Origin of the sequence: Pseudomonas pisciculturae (assembly GCF_015461805.1) — a bacterium.
In the GTDB taxonomy this organism is placed as follows: Bacteria; Pseudomonadota; Gammaproteobacteria; order Pseudomonadales; family Pseudomonadaceae; genus Aquipseudomonas; species Aquipseudomonas pisciculturae.
The window spans coordinates 135,198-149,582 of record NZ_JACVZE010000010.1; the positions used below are offsets into that span (position 1 = coordinate 135,198).

Below are 14,385 nucleotides of genomic sequence, written 5' to 3' on the forward strand. Positions count from 1 at the left end.
TTTTCGCTGTTTTAACAGGGCCCTCGGCACCCGGCCAGTCTGTTTTATTCACTGGACGACGCGGATGTTTCGTGCAGCGACTGTCAGTCGATGGCGTGGCCCAGTACCGCGTGGATACGCTGGGCAATGTGGGCCGCATGGGTTTCCAGGGCGAAGTGGCCAGTGTCGAGCAACTCCACCACGGTGTTGGCGTTGTCGGCCTGGTAGGCATGGGCGCCTGGCGGGATGAAGAACGGGTCGTTCTGACCCCAGATCACCAGCGCCGGCACTTGTGTGGCCTTGAAAAATGCCTGGAATGCCGGGTACAGGGTCAGGTTGTTGCGGTAGTCGTAGAACAGGTCCAACTGGATATCTTCGTTGCCCGGTCGTTGCATCAGCAGCACATCGAGCATGTAGGACTCCGGCGCCACTAACTCCGGCTGTTTGACGCCCTGCAGGTACTGATAGCGCGTGCCTTCCAGGCCGAGTACGCCGTTGCGAACCACCTCGCGATTGGCGGCGCTTGGATCAGCCCAGTAAGCGCGAATCGGTGCCCAGGAATCCCCCAGGCCTTCGAGGTAGGCATTGCCATTTTGCGAGACCAGTGCGCTGACCCGTTCAGGATGCGCCACCGCCAGGCGTAAACCCACGGGTGCGCCATAGTCGAACACGTACAGGGCGTAGCGGCTCAATGCGAGCGCCTCGACAAAATGCCCTACGGTGAGCGCCAGGTTGTCGAATGTGTAGTGATAATTGCGCTGAGCTGGTACTTCGGTGAAGCCAAACCCTGGTAGGTCTGGAGCGATCACGCGAAAGCGCGTGGCGAGCAAGGGGATCAGGTTGCGGTACATATGGGATGAGCTGGGGAAACCATGCAGCAACAACATCACCGGGGCTGTCGGGTCGCCGGCCTCGCGGTAGAACATGCGCACGCCATCTGCGTCGATGTGGCGATAGTGGACAACGGGAGTGGGGGTGATCATTTTGGTCTCGCCTCGCGTAACTTGAATAACTGTGTATAGGGGTTACTCGAAGCAAAATCTGCGCTCATACATGTAACCTGTCAAATGATTTATTCGGGTTATTTTTTATGCTCGAGTAACTATTATTTGAAGCCAATAGCGGTTACGATCCCTGCGCGCTTACGAGGAATGAACATGATTGCCACTGAACCGCTGGAACCCTACGTGCTTGCCGATGACCCGGTATTGGACATGCTCAACACCCGCGCCAACGTCGACGGCGAGCCCTTTGAGTTCTGGCAAAGCGACGCGGATGTAGAGCGTTGGCTGGTGCGCTTGGGGTGGGTTACGCAGGGTGAGATACCGACATTCGAGGCCGGCAGCTTGCTCGCTGCGGCCAAGGCATTGCGCGAAGTGATCCGTGGGGTGCTGGAACCGCGCAAGGCTGGCAAGCAGGGCGATCCCGCTGCGCTCAACAGCTTTTTGCGCAAGGCCGTGAGCCACCCGCAATTGACGTGGCCGGCGCCGGGCGAATTACGCTTGGAGCGTCAGCGCAAATTGCAGACGCCGGAGCAGTTCCTGGCGCCGATTGCCGAAGCCGCTGCCGTCTTGTTGGTGGACGGTGACTTCAATCTGATCCGCACCTGCGAGCATCCCGAGTGCGTGTTGTGGTTTTATGATCGCACCAAGGCCCATAAACGCCGGTGGTGCAGCATGGCGCTATGCGGCAACCGGCATAAGGTTGCTGAATTCCGCAAGCGCAAGCAGCTTTAAGTGTCGCGTTCGCGTTCCAACAGCTGCCGCTTGCGTTCAACCCCCCAGCGATAACCCGACAAGTCACCGTTGCTGCGCACTACGCGATGGCACGGAATCGCCACCGCTAGGCTGTTGGCGCCGCAGGCCTGTGCCACGGCACGAAAGGATGTCGGCGCGCCGATAAGCTCGGCAATTTGCCCGTAGCTGGCGGTGCTCCCTAATGGAATCTCACGTAAAGCCTGCCAAACCCGCTGCTGAAAGGCAGTGCCACGCAGGTCGAGCGGTAGGTTCAGGCCGAGGGCGGGGGCTTCGACAAACCCCACCACTTGGGCAACCACCTGTTCGAAGCTGCGGTCGGCACCCACGAGATTGGCCTTGGGAAACTGATCTTGCAGGTCGCGTACCAATTTATCCGGTTCATCCCCCAGCAGAATCGCGCAGACGCCGCGACGGCTCTGCGCCACCAGAATGGCCCCCAGCGAACACTGCCCGACGGCAAACAGGATTTCACTGTTGGTGCCGCCGGCTTTGTAATCACCCGGTTTCATGCCGAGCACCTGGTTGGCTGACTCGTAGAAGCGGCTATTGGAGTTGAAGCCTGCGTCATACAACGCATCTGTCACCGAGTGTTGGCCCTTTAGCCCATCGCGCACCTTGCGCGAACGATGGGCACTGACGTAACCCTTGGGCGTCAGGCCGGTAACGGCCTTGAACACGCGATGAAAGTGGAAGGGGCTCAGGCCGGCTTGGGCGGCGAGGGTTTCAAGGCTGGGTGGGGCGTCGGCCTGCTCGATGTGCCGACAGGCATTGGCCACCAGTAGGGCGTGATGGGCTGCCACTTGCGTGCGGTCAGCGTTGGCGCGTTTATTCGCCCGGTAACCGGCGGCCTCAGCTTGGGCAGCAGAGTCGAAAAACTCGACATTTTCGCGGCGCGGCAGGCGGGATGTACTACTGGGGCGGCAATACACGCCGGTGGTTTTCACGCCATACACAAACAGGCCATCGGCCTTGGGGTCGCGGGCCAGGATCGCGGCCCAGCGGGTGTCGTGTTCGGTTGTCATGGTCAGCACTCTTGACGGATGTTGAGCAGACTAACGGGGTTGCACGCCACGGGCACTCCGAAGCTTGCGGTCAAATCAGCCGGCGGTGCGGAAGGTGAGGTTAATGCGTTGCGGCCCCATGACGGCGTGCACGCCTTCCTTGATGGGCATTACGCCATGAAAGCGCAGGCGATCAACCCCACCCCAAACCGCTATGTCACCGTGAAACAGCGAGACTTTTTGAGTCTTGTCACTGCGCGCGTGGCCACCAAACAGGAAAATCGCCGGCAAACCCAAAGACACCGAAACCACTGGCGCAGTGTAGCGGCGTTCATTTTTGTCCTGGTGCAGGGACATTTTGGCGCCTGGCACATAGCGGTTGATCAAGCAGGCGTCGGGGGCGAAATTGGCAAAGCCAGCGTCGGCTGCCGCCTGAATCGCCAGTTGGCGCAAGGCATCCGGCATGCTCGGCCAGGGCTGCTGGCTGCGCGGGTCGATCGGGCTGTAGCGGTAGCCGCGAGGGTCGGTGGTCCAACCCAGCGCGCCGCAACTGCTCAAGGCTGCCGACATGGTGAAGCCACCGGGAGTGACCATCTGTCGAAATGGCGATTGGGCCAGCACGTGCCGTAACTCAGGGAGAAGACGCTCAATCCAGGGCAGGGCATAGCCCCTTAGCACGTAGGACTCTTCGCCGATCTGCTCACGCCCGGCCGGTTGTTGCAGGGCGTCGTCGGCGAACAAGTCCGCAGTGGGGCCGGGCATGGCTTTAGAGCGCCTTGCTCACATTGATGTCGGTGATTTCATCCGACGCATCGTGAATTTTCGCCAGCGCTTGCTTGGCTTCTTCGACGCTGTTGCTTTGCAGTTGAGCGAACTCGAAGCGGCGTTCACCGTTGAGTTTGTACTTGATGACGTATTTAGTGGTGGTAGTCACGGCTCTTTCCTGTTGGGTGGTCAGCTCAGCTCAACTTGGTGCTGGTGCGACGCACAATGCGGATCTTGTGGGACAAGGTCGGCTTTTTGGTCACGCTGATGGCGCGGCGTGTCACCACATCCAGGGTGATGTTCCAAAACCCGGTGCTGGGCGCGGTGATCTTGGCCGGGAACTTGTCGAATGCGCCGCCGTGGTAAGTATGGCGACCGCCGTTCTTGAAGCTGCGAAAGTTGGCGTCGCTCATCAGGCGGATGTTGCACGTTTGCGAGCATTCGATGACAACAATGTCTCCCTCGTTGAGGTGCTCGCGCTGGTGGATGAATTTCATGGGGTGTCTCCAGAAGGGCTTTTTCTGAAAAATCAGAACGATACGTAGGTTAAGATGGAGTTTATCAGCCCCAGCGCGTTTATTATCGCGTCGTCTTCGACGACATCGACAATTTAAAACAGTTATTTACCGAGTTATCAGGGATAAATCCTACGTTTGCGGGAGAAATTTACCATCCCCGCTGTCGTAGGGTCTTTATTGGAGGTTATGTATGAAGTGGAGTGTGTTGGTTCTAGCCTTGGCGATAGGTGGGTGTGCTTCGGTTGCAGATATCAAGCAGACCCCGCCGACCTTGGCGGTGATTTCCGGGAAGAAACCTCAGGAATACGCCGCGTGTGTGGTGCAGAAGCTGTCTGCTACTCGCCGGCCGCCGCAGATCGAGCCCCACAAGGAAGGCGTACAGGTCATCGTCCCGCAGAAATTCTCGGCTGACCCGTCAGCTATTTTTGTGATTGAAGAACGTTCTAGCGGCAGCAGTATCAAGCTCTACGAGAGCATGTCCAATGTGCCTATCCGCCCGGCTGATGTGAAAAAGGCAGGCGAAGAGTGTATTTCCGGCTGATGCCGTGACGGAAAATCAGATATGAAGCGTGAACACGTCAAAGCCCGCCAGGCCGAAGGTCATATTACGGCCACCCATGTCATCCAGAACCCCGCTGACCTTGACGAATGGATCGTCTTCTTCAAGAAGGGCGATGGGCGCAGTTTTTTCCTGGTGGACGATCAGGACGAAGTCGAATCTTTTGCCAGCGTTGATACGCTGACCGAGACCTTGCGCGGGCTGGGGATCAAGTTTGCCGAGATCCACCTGTAGCGCGTGGGTTACTTGCAAACCACCACGACGCTGCGACTTTTAAAGTTGCCCACGTCTTGGCCAAGCGTCTTGTCGGCCTCCTTGAGCGAGGGCGTGCCCTCAGTCCCAACAATGCGGTAGCCGGTACCTGCGCAGGACGCATCGGCTTTTTCGTAGCAACTGGCCCAGGAGTTGGCTTCGCCCGAGCAATCGATGGTCAGGCCTTGCTCACCGTTTTTCAGGTAGACGTCAGAAGTGGTAGTGCAGCCGGCGAGCGCCAGTACCGCAGTCAGTGCCAGTAATTTATTCATGGTAGGTCGTCGTCGAGGGTGTTGGAGGAGGGCGCTGACACTGTCGTGGGGCGTCTGCGGCAGATTATAGCGAACGGCCATCAACGTACAGACAAACACAAAAAAGCCCCTTGATCGGGGCTTTATAGTAGCGGGCGCGAGGTTTACTTGACCTTGGGGCGCTTGCTTGATGCGTGGCCAGCTTCATCGACAAAGACTTCGGCCACTGCGATAGCTTGGGCTTCGCTCTCGAATACGCCGGCGACGCTATCACCGTGGAAGTTGATCAGGTGCCAGCCGTCCGCTCGCTTTGTGATCAGGTAGCCGTTCACGCCTTTTGGTTCTGACATCTAATATGAATCTCGTGGTCTGTTTCAAAGACGCTAATGATAGCGCCAAACGTCGCGGGGCGGCGCAAGTTATTCCAGGCCAGTGTCCTGCCTGAAAAAGCATGCTAAAAAGGTTATTGCCGTGTCGACGGTGAAGCTCTTCGTAAGATTCGCGGAACTTACGCCGACATTTTTTCTCTATGATGACATCGCAACGCCAGCAGCCCCCATTGTAAGGTGGCTGCGGCCTGATTAGACTGCGCCGAATTTCGTACGCACAGCCCTTTGTAAGGACTTATATGATCAAGAAATGCTTGTTCCCAGCAGCCGGTTACGGCACTCGCTTCCTGCCAGCGACCAAAGCCATGCCCAAAGAGATGCTGCCGGTGGTGAACAAGCCACTGATTCAGTACGGCGTTGAAGAGGCATTGGATGCCGGCCTGAACGAAATCTCCATCGTGACCGGCCGTGGTAAGCGCGCACTGGAAGACCACTTCGACATCAGCTACGAGCTGGAAAACCAGATCAAGGGCACCGACAAGGAAAAATACCTGGTCGGCATCCGCAAGCTGTTGGACGAGTGTTCGTTCTCGTACACCCGTCAGACTCAGATGAAAGGCCTGGGTCACGCGATCTTGACCGGTCGCCCACTGATCGGTGACGAACCATTCGCCGTGGTACTGGCGGACGACTTGTGCGTCAACCTCGAAGGTGATGGTGTACTGACCCAGATGGTCAAGCTCTATCAGAAATACCGCTGCACCATCGTTGCCGTTCAGGAAGTTGATCCTCAAGAGACCAACAAGTACGGCGTGATTGCTGGCGACGATATCGGCGATGGCCTGATTCGCGTGCGTGACATGGTTGAGAAGCCAGCGCCGGAAGATGCCCCGTCGAACCTGGCGATCATCGGTCGTTACATCCTGACCCCGGACATCTTCAAGCTGATCGAAGAAACCGAGCCAGGCAAGGGTGGCGAGATCCAGATTACTGACGCCCTGCTGAAGCAAGCCAAAGACGGTTGCGTGATTGCCTACAAATTCAAAGGCCGTCGTTTTGACTGCGGTGGCGCTGAAGGCTACATCGAAGCGACCAACTTCTGCTACGAGCACTTCTACAAGACTGGCAAGGCTTACTGATTCACGGTAGCCCCCACGTTGAGTAGAAAGAAAGCCACCTTCGGGTGGCTTTTTCGTTTTTCAGCCCCATGTAAGTCGGTATGCTGATTGCCTGCCGAGGAGAGTGAAATGGCCTACGATTTTGACCTGTATGTAATTGGCGCCGGTTCCGGCGGTGTTCGCGCAGCGCGTTTCGCTGCGGGTTTTGGCGCCAAGGTAGCCGTTGCGGAAAGCCGCTACCTGGGTGGCACATGCGTAAATGTGGGCTGCGTGCCGAAAAAACTGCTGGTTTACGGCGCGCACTTTGCCGAGGATTTCGAGCAGGCCAGCGGTTTTGGCTGGTCGCTGGGTGAAGCGAACTTCGATTGGGCGACCCTGATCGCCAACAAAGACCGCGAGATCAACCGCCTCAATGGCATCTACCGCAATCTGCTGGTCAACAGCGGTGTGACCTTGCACGAAGGGCATGCGCGCCTGGTCGATCCGCACCAGGTTGAGATCAACGGTGAGCGCTTCACCGCCAAGCACATCATGATCGCCACCGGCGGCTGGCCGCAGATCCCGGAGATTCCAGGGAGTGAGCACGCTATTGGCTCCAATGAGGCGTTTTTCCTCAAGGAGCTGCCTAAGCGTGTACTGGTCGTGGGTGGTGGTTATATCGCCGTCGAGTTCGCCGGTATTTTCCACGGGCTGGGCGCACAGACCTCGCTGCTGTATCGCGGCGACCTATTCCTGCGTGGTTTCGACGGCTCAGTACGTACCCATCTCAAGGAAGAGCTGACCAAGCGCGGGCTGGACTTGCAGTTCAATGCCGATATCGAGCGCATCGACAAGCAGGCAGATGGCAGCCTCAAGGCCACCCTGAAAGACGGGCGCGTGCTGGAGGCAGATTGCGTGTTCTACGCTACCGGGCGCCGCCCGATGCTCGACAACCTGGGGCTGGAAAACACCGGCGTCAAACTCGACAAGCGTGGCTTTGTTGAAGTGGACGACCTGTACCAAACCGCCGAGTCGTCGATCCTGGCGATTGGTGATGTGATCGGTCGCGTGCAGCTGACGCCAGTGGCGCTGGCCGAAGGCATGGCTGTGGCGCGCCGCCTGTTCAAGCCGGAGCAATACCGGCCAGTGGATTACGCGATGATCCCGACGGCGGTGTTCAGTCTGCCGAACATCGGCACGGTTGGCCTGACGGAAGAAGAGGCCAAAGAGAAAGGCCACAAGGTTCAGATTTTCGAAAGCCGTTTCCGGCCGATGAAGTTGACCCTGACGGACTGCCAGGAAAAAACCTTGATGAAGCTGGTAGTCGATGCCGACACCGACAAGGTGTTGGGCTGCCATATGGTCGGTCCGGATGCCGGCGAGATCGTCCAGGGCCTGGCGATCGCGCTCAAGGCGGGCGCGACCAAGCGGCATTTCGACGAAACCATTGGCGTGCATCCTACAGCGGCGGAAGAGTTCGTCACCATGCGCACGCCTGTGGCCGACTGATCAGCCTTCTGGGGTGGTGTCTGGCGCCGTTGCAACGACGGCCGCCAGGCGCAGCGCCTCGATACTGGCCTGGGCCTTGATCAGGTCCAGTTCCAGGGTTTTGGTGGTGTGCTGGTGCTCGGTCAGCGCCTCTTGGCGCGACTGGCTTTCCAGCACCGCAACTCGCAGGCGCTCCTGAAGCAGGGTGCGCTCGCCGTCGATCTTGCTCACCTGCTCGTTCAGCTTGTGGTGCGCAATCTGGTCTTTGCGGGTTTGCTCCTGCAGCGCGGCCAGCTCCTTTGTCGTCACCCGATGTTCAATCAATAGTCGTTCGTTGTCGCGATGCAGTTGGGTGATTTCATCCTGACGCACCAGCGCGCTTTGTTGCGCCTGGCGCAATTCTGCCTGCACTTGCTGGAGCTGGCCTTCGTGACGGCGCTGTTCCTGCTCGCGCTGGTCTTTGATCGCGTTGCGGTAGTGCTCAAGCGCGTCCCGGGCGTGCAGGTGCTTTTCTTCCAGCGAACGAATCTGTTCGTCCTTGTCGTTGAGGCGCAACTCGTAATCGCTGCAGGCCTGGCTGAGCCCGGCATTACGGGTTTGTTCGGTCTGCAGGCTAGTGCTGGCGGTTTGCAGGGCGGCGCTTTCGTCTGCCAGCGCGGCCGCCTGGATATCGAATCGTTGTTTTAGTTGGCCATGGGCCTCTTCAAGCGCGGACAGCTGAGAGAGAAGGGCGCCTTTGTGCTGCTCAAATTGCGCCAGAGCCAGATCAATTGGCTCTTGGGCTTTTTCTTTCAGGCGTTGAGCCAGGCGGGCGACCAATTCACCCAGCTCGTCATCGAGGGGTGCCTGGGTGATGGTCAGTCGGGTTTCGCTGTCGTCCAGCTCCTTCAGGTAGCGGTGAATCGTGGTTTTTGAGCCGGTATTGCCCATTTCGATGCGAACGGCGTCGATGCTTGGGTTCTCGCCGCGAGCGAGGATTGCCAGACGTGCTGTTTGAACGACTGCTTTATTAATGCCACCGCGAGCCATGGGGTCTCCGTCGATTTAGTACTGTGGTATGTATTACGTATATACGTACTATATCATGATTATATATTTATTTAAATTCATGATTTAACAGATGGGATATTGGCGTATTATCCCGTGTCATAACCGTTTCAGGCGCGCAAACGCCCGCCAGCAGTACGAATAGGCCTCCTATGAGCGATCTGGACCGTTACCTGAACGCCGCAACCCGCGATAACACGCGGCGCAGCTACCGCGCAGCCATCGAACATTTCGAGGTGAGTTGGGGTGGGTTCCTGCCCGCCACCAGCGATAGCGTGGCGCGATACCTGGTGGCGCATGCCGGGGTGTTGGCGGTTAACACGTTGAAGTTGCGGCTCTCGGCCTTGGCGCAATGGCATACGAGCCAGGGTTTCCCCGACCCGACCAAGGCGCCCGTAGTGCGCAAGGTGCTCAAGGGGATCCGTGCCGTACACCCCGCGCAGGAAAAGCAGGCCGAGCCATTGCAGCTCAAGCATCTGGAACAGGTGGTTGCTTCTTTGGAGAGCGAGGCGAGGGATGCCGCCCACGACCCGGCTCGTCTGCTGCGCGCCAAGCGCGACACGGCATTGATCCTGCTGGGATTCTGGCGCGGCTTTCGCAGTGATGAGTTGTGCCGGCTGAGCATCGAGCATGTGCAGGCCACCCCCGGCGCCGGTATCAGCCTGTATCTACCCCGCAGCAAAAGTGACCGCAACAACCTCGGCAAGACGTATCACACCCCGGCGTTGCTGCGGCTTTGCCCGGTGCAGGCGTACACCGAATGGCTCAGTGCATCTGCGTTGGTGCGCGGCCCGGTGTTTCGTGCAATAGACCGCTGGGGCAACCTGGGAGAGGAGGGCTTGCACGCCAACAGCGTGATCCCGCTACTGCGCCAGGCGTTAGAGCGCGCAGGCATCCCTGCCGAGCAATACACCAGCCATTCACTGCGGCGCGGCTTTGCCACCTGGGCCCATCGCAGTGGATGGGATTTGAAGTCGTTGATGACTTACGTCGGCTGGAGCGACATGAAATCGGCCATGCGCTATGTTGAATCGACACCCTTTCTCGGCATGACCTTGGCGACGCAACCGCTGATTTGAGATTTCTTCTATTAATACAGTCACCTGATAGGGAAAACCAATCGTCAGCATCAGGTTTGCCAATGAGCCATCAGCGCGCAGAGTGGGTAGGATTCACTCCATCAACTTATTAACCCTTCTACAAAACCTGACGGAGAGTCAACGATGCCTATCATCAACAGCCAAGTAAAACCGTTCAAAGCTACCGCCTACAAAAACGGCAACTTCGTAGATGTGACCGACGCTGACCTGAAAGGCAAGTGGTCCGTGGTGTTCTTCTACCCAGCCGACTTCACCTTCGTTTGCCCAACCGAGCTGGAAGACCTGGCTGACAACTACGCCGAATTCCAGAAACTGGGCGTCGAAATCTACAGCGTTTCTACCGACACCCACTTTGCCCATGCTGCCTGGCACAACACTTCGCCAGCCATCGGCAAAATCCAGTACACCATGATCGGCGACCCAACCCTGACCATCTCCCGCAACTTCGACGTACTGATCGAAGAAGCTGGCCTGGCAGACCGCGGTACTTTCGTGATCAACCCAGAAGGTCAGATCAAGATCGTTGAGCTGAACGACGGCGGTGTTGGCCGTGACGCTTCCGAGCTGCTGCGCAAAATCAAGGCTGCTCAGTACGTCGCTGCCCACCCAGGCGAAGTGTGCCCAGCCAAGTGGAAAGAAGGCGAGGCCACTCTGGCTCCGTCCCTGGACCTGGTCGGCAAGATCTAAGTCTGTGAAACACCTCAGGGCGGATATCACCGCACCTTAAGTAAGCTGCAACCGCCCTCAAAAACGCCCGGGCGAGATTCGCTCGGGCGTTTTTTTATACCCAGAAGTACCAGAATTAAAGGAATCGCCCGTATGTTGGACGCCAATCTTAAAGCTCAGTTGAAGTCGTACCTGGAGCGGGTCACCCAGCCGATCGAGATTATCGCCTCTCTCGACGACGGTGCGAAATCCCAGGAAATGCTTGCCCTTTTGCAGGATGTTGTCAGCCTCACCACGCTGATTACCCTGAAAACCGATGGCGATGATGCGCGCAAGCCGTCGTTCTCCATCAACCGCCCGGGTGCCGAGATCAGCCTGCGTTTCGCCGGCATACCAATGGGCCATGAATTCACTTCGCTGGTGCTGGCCCTGCTGCAAGTCGGTGGCCACCCGTCGAAGGCCAGTGTCGAAGTGATTGAACAGATCCGCGCCCTCAAAGGCGAGTTCAGCTTCGAGACTTACTTCTCGCTGTCCTGCCAGAACTGCCCGGACGTGGTGCAGGCGCTGAACCTGATGGCCGTGCTCAACCCTAACATCCGCCACGTCGCCATCGACGGCGCGCTGTTCCAGGCTGAAGTCGATGAGCGCCAGATCATGGCGGTGCCGAGTGTTTACCTGAACGGTGTGAACTTCGGCCAAGGCCGCATGGGCCTGGAAGAAATTCTCGCCAAGCTCGACACCAGTGGCATCGAAAAAGCGGCTGAGAAAATCAGCGCCAAAGATGCATTTGATGTACTGGTTGTTGGCGGTGGCCCCGCCGGTTCGGCAGCCGCTATCTACGCCGCACGCAAAGGTATTCGTACCGGCGTTGCCGCTGAACGTTTTGGCGGGCAAGTACTGGACACCATGTCCATCGAGAACTTCATCTCGGTACAGGAAACCGAAGGACCGAAACTGGCCAGCGCGCTTGAGGCCCATGTGCGTCAATACGATGTCGACATCATGAACCTGCAACGTGCAAGCAGCCTGATCCCTGCGAAAAACCCCGGTGACTTGCACGAGATTCGCTTTGAAAGCGGTGCGACGCTCAAGTCCAAGACCGTGATCCTGGCCACCGGTGCCCGCTGGCGCGAAATGGGTGTGCCGGGCGAGCAGGAATACAAGGCCAAGGGCGTGTGCTTCTGCCCACATTGCGATGGCCCGTTGTTTAAAGGCAAGCGCGTCGCGGTGATTGGTGGCGGTAACTCCGGCGTTGAAGCGGCCATTGACCTGGCCGGTATCGTCAGCCACGTCACCTTGCTTGAATTCGATAGCAAGCTGCGCGCCGACGCCGTATTGCAGCGCAAGCTCTACAGCCTGCCAAACGTGGACGTGATCACCAGTGCGCTGACCAGTGAAGTCAAAGGTGATGGCCAGAAAGTTACCGGTCTGGCGTACAAAGACCGTGACAGTGGCGAGTTCAAGACTGTCGACCTGGAAGGTATCTTTGTGCAGATCGGTTTGCTGCCCAACACCGACTGGCTCAAAGGCTCTGTCGAACTGACGCCTCGCGGCGAAATCATTGTCGATGCCCGTGGCGAGACTTCGCTGCCTGGTGTATTCGCCGCCGGCGATGTGACCACTGTGCCGTACAAGCAGATCGTGATCGCAGTAGGCGAGGGCGCCAAGGCTTCACTGAGCGCTTTTGATCACCTGATCCGTACGTCTGCGCCTGCGTAAATTCGGGCCCGGAAATAAAAAACCCCATGAGTGATCATGGGGTTTTTTATTGCGTCAGGTTTTTACATCGGTGCTGGCTGGATGATCTCGACCCAGTACGCATCCGGGTCTTTGATGAATGCCAGGCTTTTCATACGGCCATCAGTCAGGCGCTTCTGGAAGTCGCAACCCAAGGCTTCGAATCGTTCGCACGCGGCAACGATATCCGGCACCGAAATACAGATATGGCCAAAGCCACGCGGGTCGGTATTGCCGTTGTGGTAAGCGAAGTCGGCATCGTTTTCGGTGCCGTGGTTGTGGGTCAGCTCCAGGATGCCTGGGATCGACTTCATCCACTGGGTGCGCGCGGCAGCGTCAGCCGGGATCTGGGATTTGTCCACCAAGGCCAGGAAATACAGGCTGAATTCCGCTTCCGGGAAGTCGCGCTTCTCAACCAGGGAGAAGCCCAGGATGCGGGTGTAGAAGTCCAGCGACTTGGTAATGTCTTTGACCCGCAACATCGTGTGGTTGAAGACGAAGTTCGACGTGGCGGTATCAGGTTGGGCAGTGACGCCAGGGAAAGTGTTCAAATCGTGCAGGCTCATGGGCCCTCCAAAGAAAAATGGGGCAAGTACGGGCGGTCCCTTGGCTTGCGGCTGGCATCCGTGCAGCGGGGCCATGATACGCAACGCCCGCCTGCTGCGCCAAATGAAAAAGGTCACGCAAGCCTTGCGAGCTGCAGGGGCGGGGCTCAGACTTTGTGGTTCGAACCTTGGGTGCTTTTCGTAATGATCGAATTTCGTAAACTGTTTTTGACCTTAACGGGCTTGCTGCTGGCCAGCCCTTTTGTGTTGGCGGCCGACCCGCAAATCCAGTGGCCCAGCGGTTGGCAAGTCGAAGAGGTAGCGCCAGGCAACGACGCCGAGCCAACAAACCAATCGGTTTCCCGCCAGCGTGCAATCAAGCCTGACGAAAACGGTGCGACATTGATGGTGATGGAGCTGACGGCGACGCCTATTGAGGTGGGGCACAACGTTAATCTTCAGGGCGTATTGCTGGAGATGCGCAAGTCCATTCAGAAAGATTTCGCCCAAGGGGGTTATCAAAGTGTGTGCAATAAGATGCACCCCGCAACATTGAGTCGCCTTGAAGCGCTGGAGACTACTTGCGTGATTACCGAAAACGGACGTCACGTGCTGTCACAAACACTGGTGGGGGCTGTAGATAATGATAAGGCCTATGTTTTTTCATACGCCGGTCAAGCAGATGCGTACGAAACCAGCAAGGATGAAGTCCGCTCTGTACGCGATAGCTTGAAACTTTAAATGCGCTGTCTGCATCGACAGTGAACAAAGTGAAATGTTATTTAAGTTCGGTTTCGAACACCGACATAAAAAAGCCCCGCGAAGGCGGGGCTCTTTGTTAGTGCGCTCGGATCACTTGCGCAACCAGGAATCTACAGTGGCGGCGCCGTGCTGTTCTTTCCAGGCTTTGAGGCCGCGGTGGTTGCCACCTTTGGTTTCGATCAGCTCGCCAGTGTGTGGGTTCTGGTAAACCTTGACCACACGTGCGCGGCGCTGCTTTGGTGCAGCAACGTTAGAGGCGCTGGACTTGCCAGGGTTTGGATCAAGGATCGAAATGATGTCGCGCAGACCTTTGCCGTAGGTCTTCATCAGGCCTTGAAGCTTTTCTTCAAATTCGATTTCTTTCTTCAGGCCGGCATCGTTCTTCAAGGATTCGAGCTGGGCAAGCTGCTCTTGAAGGGCTTTTTCTGCTGCGCGAAATTCGGCGAGTCTGGACAAAATCTGTACTCCAATAGTGTATTTGGCTGTTATCAACTACACACAAAGCTAAAAGCCAAAAGCGTTAAGGCGACTC

The 14,385-nt window shown here is 57.5% G+C and carries 19 protein-coding genes; 9 read left to right on the forward strand and 10 right to left on the reverse strand.

The features are described from left to right. Nucleotides 1-83: 83 nt before the first annotated feature. Complete coding sequence (locus ICY20_RS24575) at nucleotides 84-962, reverse strand: alpha/beta fold hydrolase (protein ID WP_194938835.1); 879 nt, start codon at nucleotides 960-962, stop codon at nucleotides 84-86. 174 nt (nucleotides 963-1,136) lie between these two features. Between ICY20_RS24575 and ICY20_RS24580 the strand changes: the two genes are divergently transcribed. Continuing rightward, complete coding sequence (locus ICY20_RS24580) at nucleotides 1,137-1,715, forward strand: CGNR zinc finger domain-containing protein (protein ID WP_228758563.1); 579 nt, start codon at nucleotides 1,137-1,139, stop codon at nucleotides 1,713-1,715. Here the strand turns inward: ICY20_RS24580 and ada are convergent. From ada to ICY20_RS24600, 4 genes are all read right to left on the reverse strand, one after another. Further along, on the reverse strand, nucleotides 1,712-2,758 hold the full coding sequence (ada, locus tag ICY20_RS24585) for a bifunctional DNA-binding transcriptional regulator/O6-methylguanine-DNA methyltransferase Ada (protein WP_194938836.1): 1,047 nt from the start codon (nucleotides 2,756-2,758) through the stop codon (nucleotides 1,712-1,714). The genes ICY20_RS24580 and ada overlap by 4 nt on opposite strands. Before the next feature lie 75 nt (nucleotides 2,759-2,833). Continuing rightward, the gene (gene alkB, locus ICY20_RS24590; RefSeq protein WP_159957429.1) at nucleotides 2,834-3,499 is read right to left on the reverse strand and encodes a DNA oxidative demethylase AlkB; all 666 of its coding nucleotides are present in this window, start codon (nucleotides 3,497-3,499) and stop codon (nucleotides 2,834-2,836) included. 4 nt (nucleotides 3,500-3,503) lie between these two features. Continuing rightward, a complete protein-coding gene (locus ICY20_RS24595; protein WP_167496692.1) occupies nucleotides 3,504-3,671 on the reverse strand; it encodes a hypothetical protein in 168 nt (55 codons plus the stop codon). 25 nt (nucleotides 3,672-3,696) lie between these two features. Further along, nucleotides 3,697-3,999 (reverse strand): DUF1883 domain-containing protein, encoded by a 303-nt coding sequence (locus tag ICY20_RS24600; protein WP_122488596.1) that lies wholly within the window; start codon nucleotides 3,997-3,999, stop codon nucleotides 3,697-3,699. A 211-nt stretch (nucleotides 4,000-4,210) separates the two neighbouring features. On the opposite strand from ICY20_RS24600, the gene ICY20_RS24605 reads away from it, so the two are divergent. Next, nucleotides 4,211-4,561, forward strand: a complete 351-nt coding sequence (locus ICY20_RS24605; protein ID WP_159957431.1) for a hypothetical protein — start codon at nucleotides 4,211-4,213, stop codon at nucleotides 4,559-4,561. 21 nt (nucleotides 4,562-4,582) lie between these two features. After that, nucleotides 4,583-4,813, forward strand: a complete 231-nt coding sequence (locus ICY20_RS24610) for a hypothetical protein (protein WP_159957433.1) — start codon at nucleotides 4,583-4,585, stop codon at nucleotides 4,811-4,813. Nucleotides 4,814-4,821: 8 nt separating this feature from the next. Here ICY20_RS24610 and ICY20_RS24615 read toward each other — a convergent pair whose 3' ends face one another. Both ICY20_RS24615 and ICY20_RS24620 read right to left on the reverse strand, forming a co-directional pair. Further along, nucleotides 4,822-5,103, reverse strand: a complete 282-nt coding sequence (locus tag ICY20_RS24615) for a hypothetical protein (protein ID WP_122488593.1) — start codon at nucleotides 5,101-5,103, stop codon at nucleotides 4,822-4,824. A 143-nt stretch (nucleotides 5,104-5,246) separates the two neighbouring features. Further along, entirely contained in the window at nucleotides 5,247-5,432 is a 186-nt protein-coding gene (locus ICY20_RS24620) for a hypothetical protein (protein ID WP_159957435.1), read from the reverse strand. A 278-nt stretch (nucleotides 5,433-5,710) separates the two neighbouring features. On the opposite strand from ICY20_RS24620, the gene galU reads away from it, so the two are divergent. Both galU and gorA read left to right on the forward strand, forming a co-directional pair. Next, nucleotides 5,711-6,550: a UTP--glucose-1-phosphate uridylyltransferase GalU gene (gene galU, locus ICY20_RS24625; RefSeq protein WP_003212579.1), complete on the forward strand. Its 840-nt coding sequence runs from the start codon at nucleotides 5,711-5,713 to the stop codon at nucleotides 6,548-6,550. A 108-nt stretch (nucleotides 6,551-6,658) separates the two neighbouring features. Next, nucleotides 6,659-8,017, forward strand: coding sequence for a glutathione-disulfide reductase (gorA, locus tag ICY20_RS24630; RefSeq protein WP_159957437.1), 1,359 nt, complete (start codon nucleotides 6,659-6,661; stop codon nucleotides 8,015-8,017). Here the strand turns inward: gorA and ICY20_RS24635 are convergent, their stop codons facing one another. Beyond that, nucleotides 8,018-9,025 carry a DNA-binding protein gene (locus tag ICY20_RS24635; RefSeq protein WP_194938837.1) on the reverse strand — a complete coding sequence of 336 codons (1,008 nt, stop codon included), beginning with the start codon at nucleotides 9,023-9,025 and terminating at the stop codon, nucleotides 8,018-8,020. A 170-nt stretch (nucleotides 9,026-9,195) separates the two neighbouring features. Here ICY20_RS24635 and ICY20_RS24640 point away from each other — a divergent pair, with 170 nt between their 5' ends. From ICY20_RS24640 to ahpF, 3 genes are all read left to right on the forward strand, one after another. Continuing rightward, nucleotides 9,196-10,122, forward strand: coding sequence for a site-specific integrase (locus ICY20_RS24640; RefSeq protein WP_194938838.1), 927 nt, complete (start codon nucleotides 9,196-9,198; stop codon nucleotides 10,120-10,122). A gap of 144 nt (nucleotides 10,123-10,266) precedes the next feature. Then, nucleotides 10,267-10,830 carry an alkyl hydroperoxide reductase subunit C gene (ahpC, locus tag ICY20_RS24645; RefSeq protein ID WP_003173835.1) on the forward strand — a complete coding sequence of 188 codons (564 nt, stop codon included), beginning with the start codon at nucleotides 10,267-10,269 and terminating at the stop codon, nucleotides 10,828-10,830. Nucleotides 10,831-10,962: 132 nt separating this feature from the next. Beyond that, a complete protein-coding gene (gene ahpF / locus ICY20_RS24650; RefSeq protein ID WP_194938839.1) occupies nucleotides 10,963-12,528 on the forward strand; it encodes an alkyl hydroperoxide reductase subunit F in 1,566 nt (521 codons plus the stop codon). Nucleotides 12,529-12,590: 62 nt separating this feature from the next. Here ahpF and gloA read toward each other — a convergent pair whose 3' ends face one another. Then, on the reverse strand, nucleotides 12,591-13,112 hold the full coding sequence (gloA, locus tag ICY20_RS24655; protein WP_159957445.1) for a lactoylglutathione lyase: 522 nt from the start codon (nucleotides 13,110-13,112) through the stop codon (nucleotides 12,591-12,593). 183 nt (nucleotides 13,113-13,295) lie between these two features. Between gloA and ICY20_RS24660 the strand changes: the two genes are divergently transcribed. Continuing rightward, nucleotides 13,296-13,832, forward strand: a complete 537-nt coding sequence (locus tag ICY20_RS24660; protein WP_194938840.1) for a DUF4946 domain-containing protein — start codon at nucleotides 13,296-13,298, stop codon at nucleotides 13,830-13,832. Nucleotides 13,833-13,943: 111 nt separating this feature from the next. On the opposite strand, the gene ICY20_RS24665 is transcribed toward ICY20_RS24660, so the two are convergent. Then, nucleotides 13,944-14,309, reverse strand: a complete 366-nt coding sequence (locus tag ICY20_RS24665; protein ID WP_194938841.1) for a histone-like nucleoid-structuring protein, MvaT/MvaU family — start codon at nucleotides 14,307-14,309, stop codon at nucleotides 13,944-13,946. Between the last annotated feature and the right edge of the window lie 76 nt (nucleotides 14,310-14,385).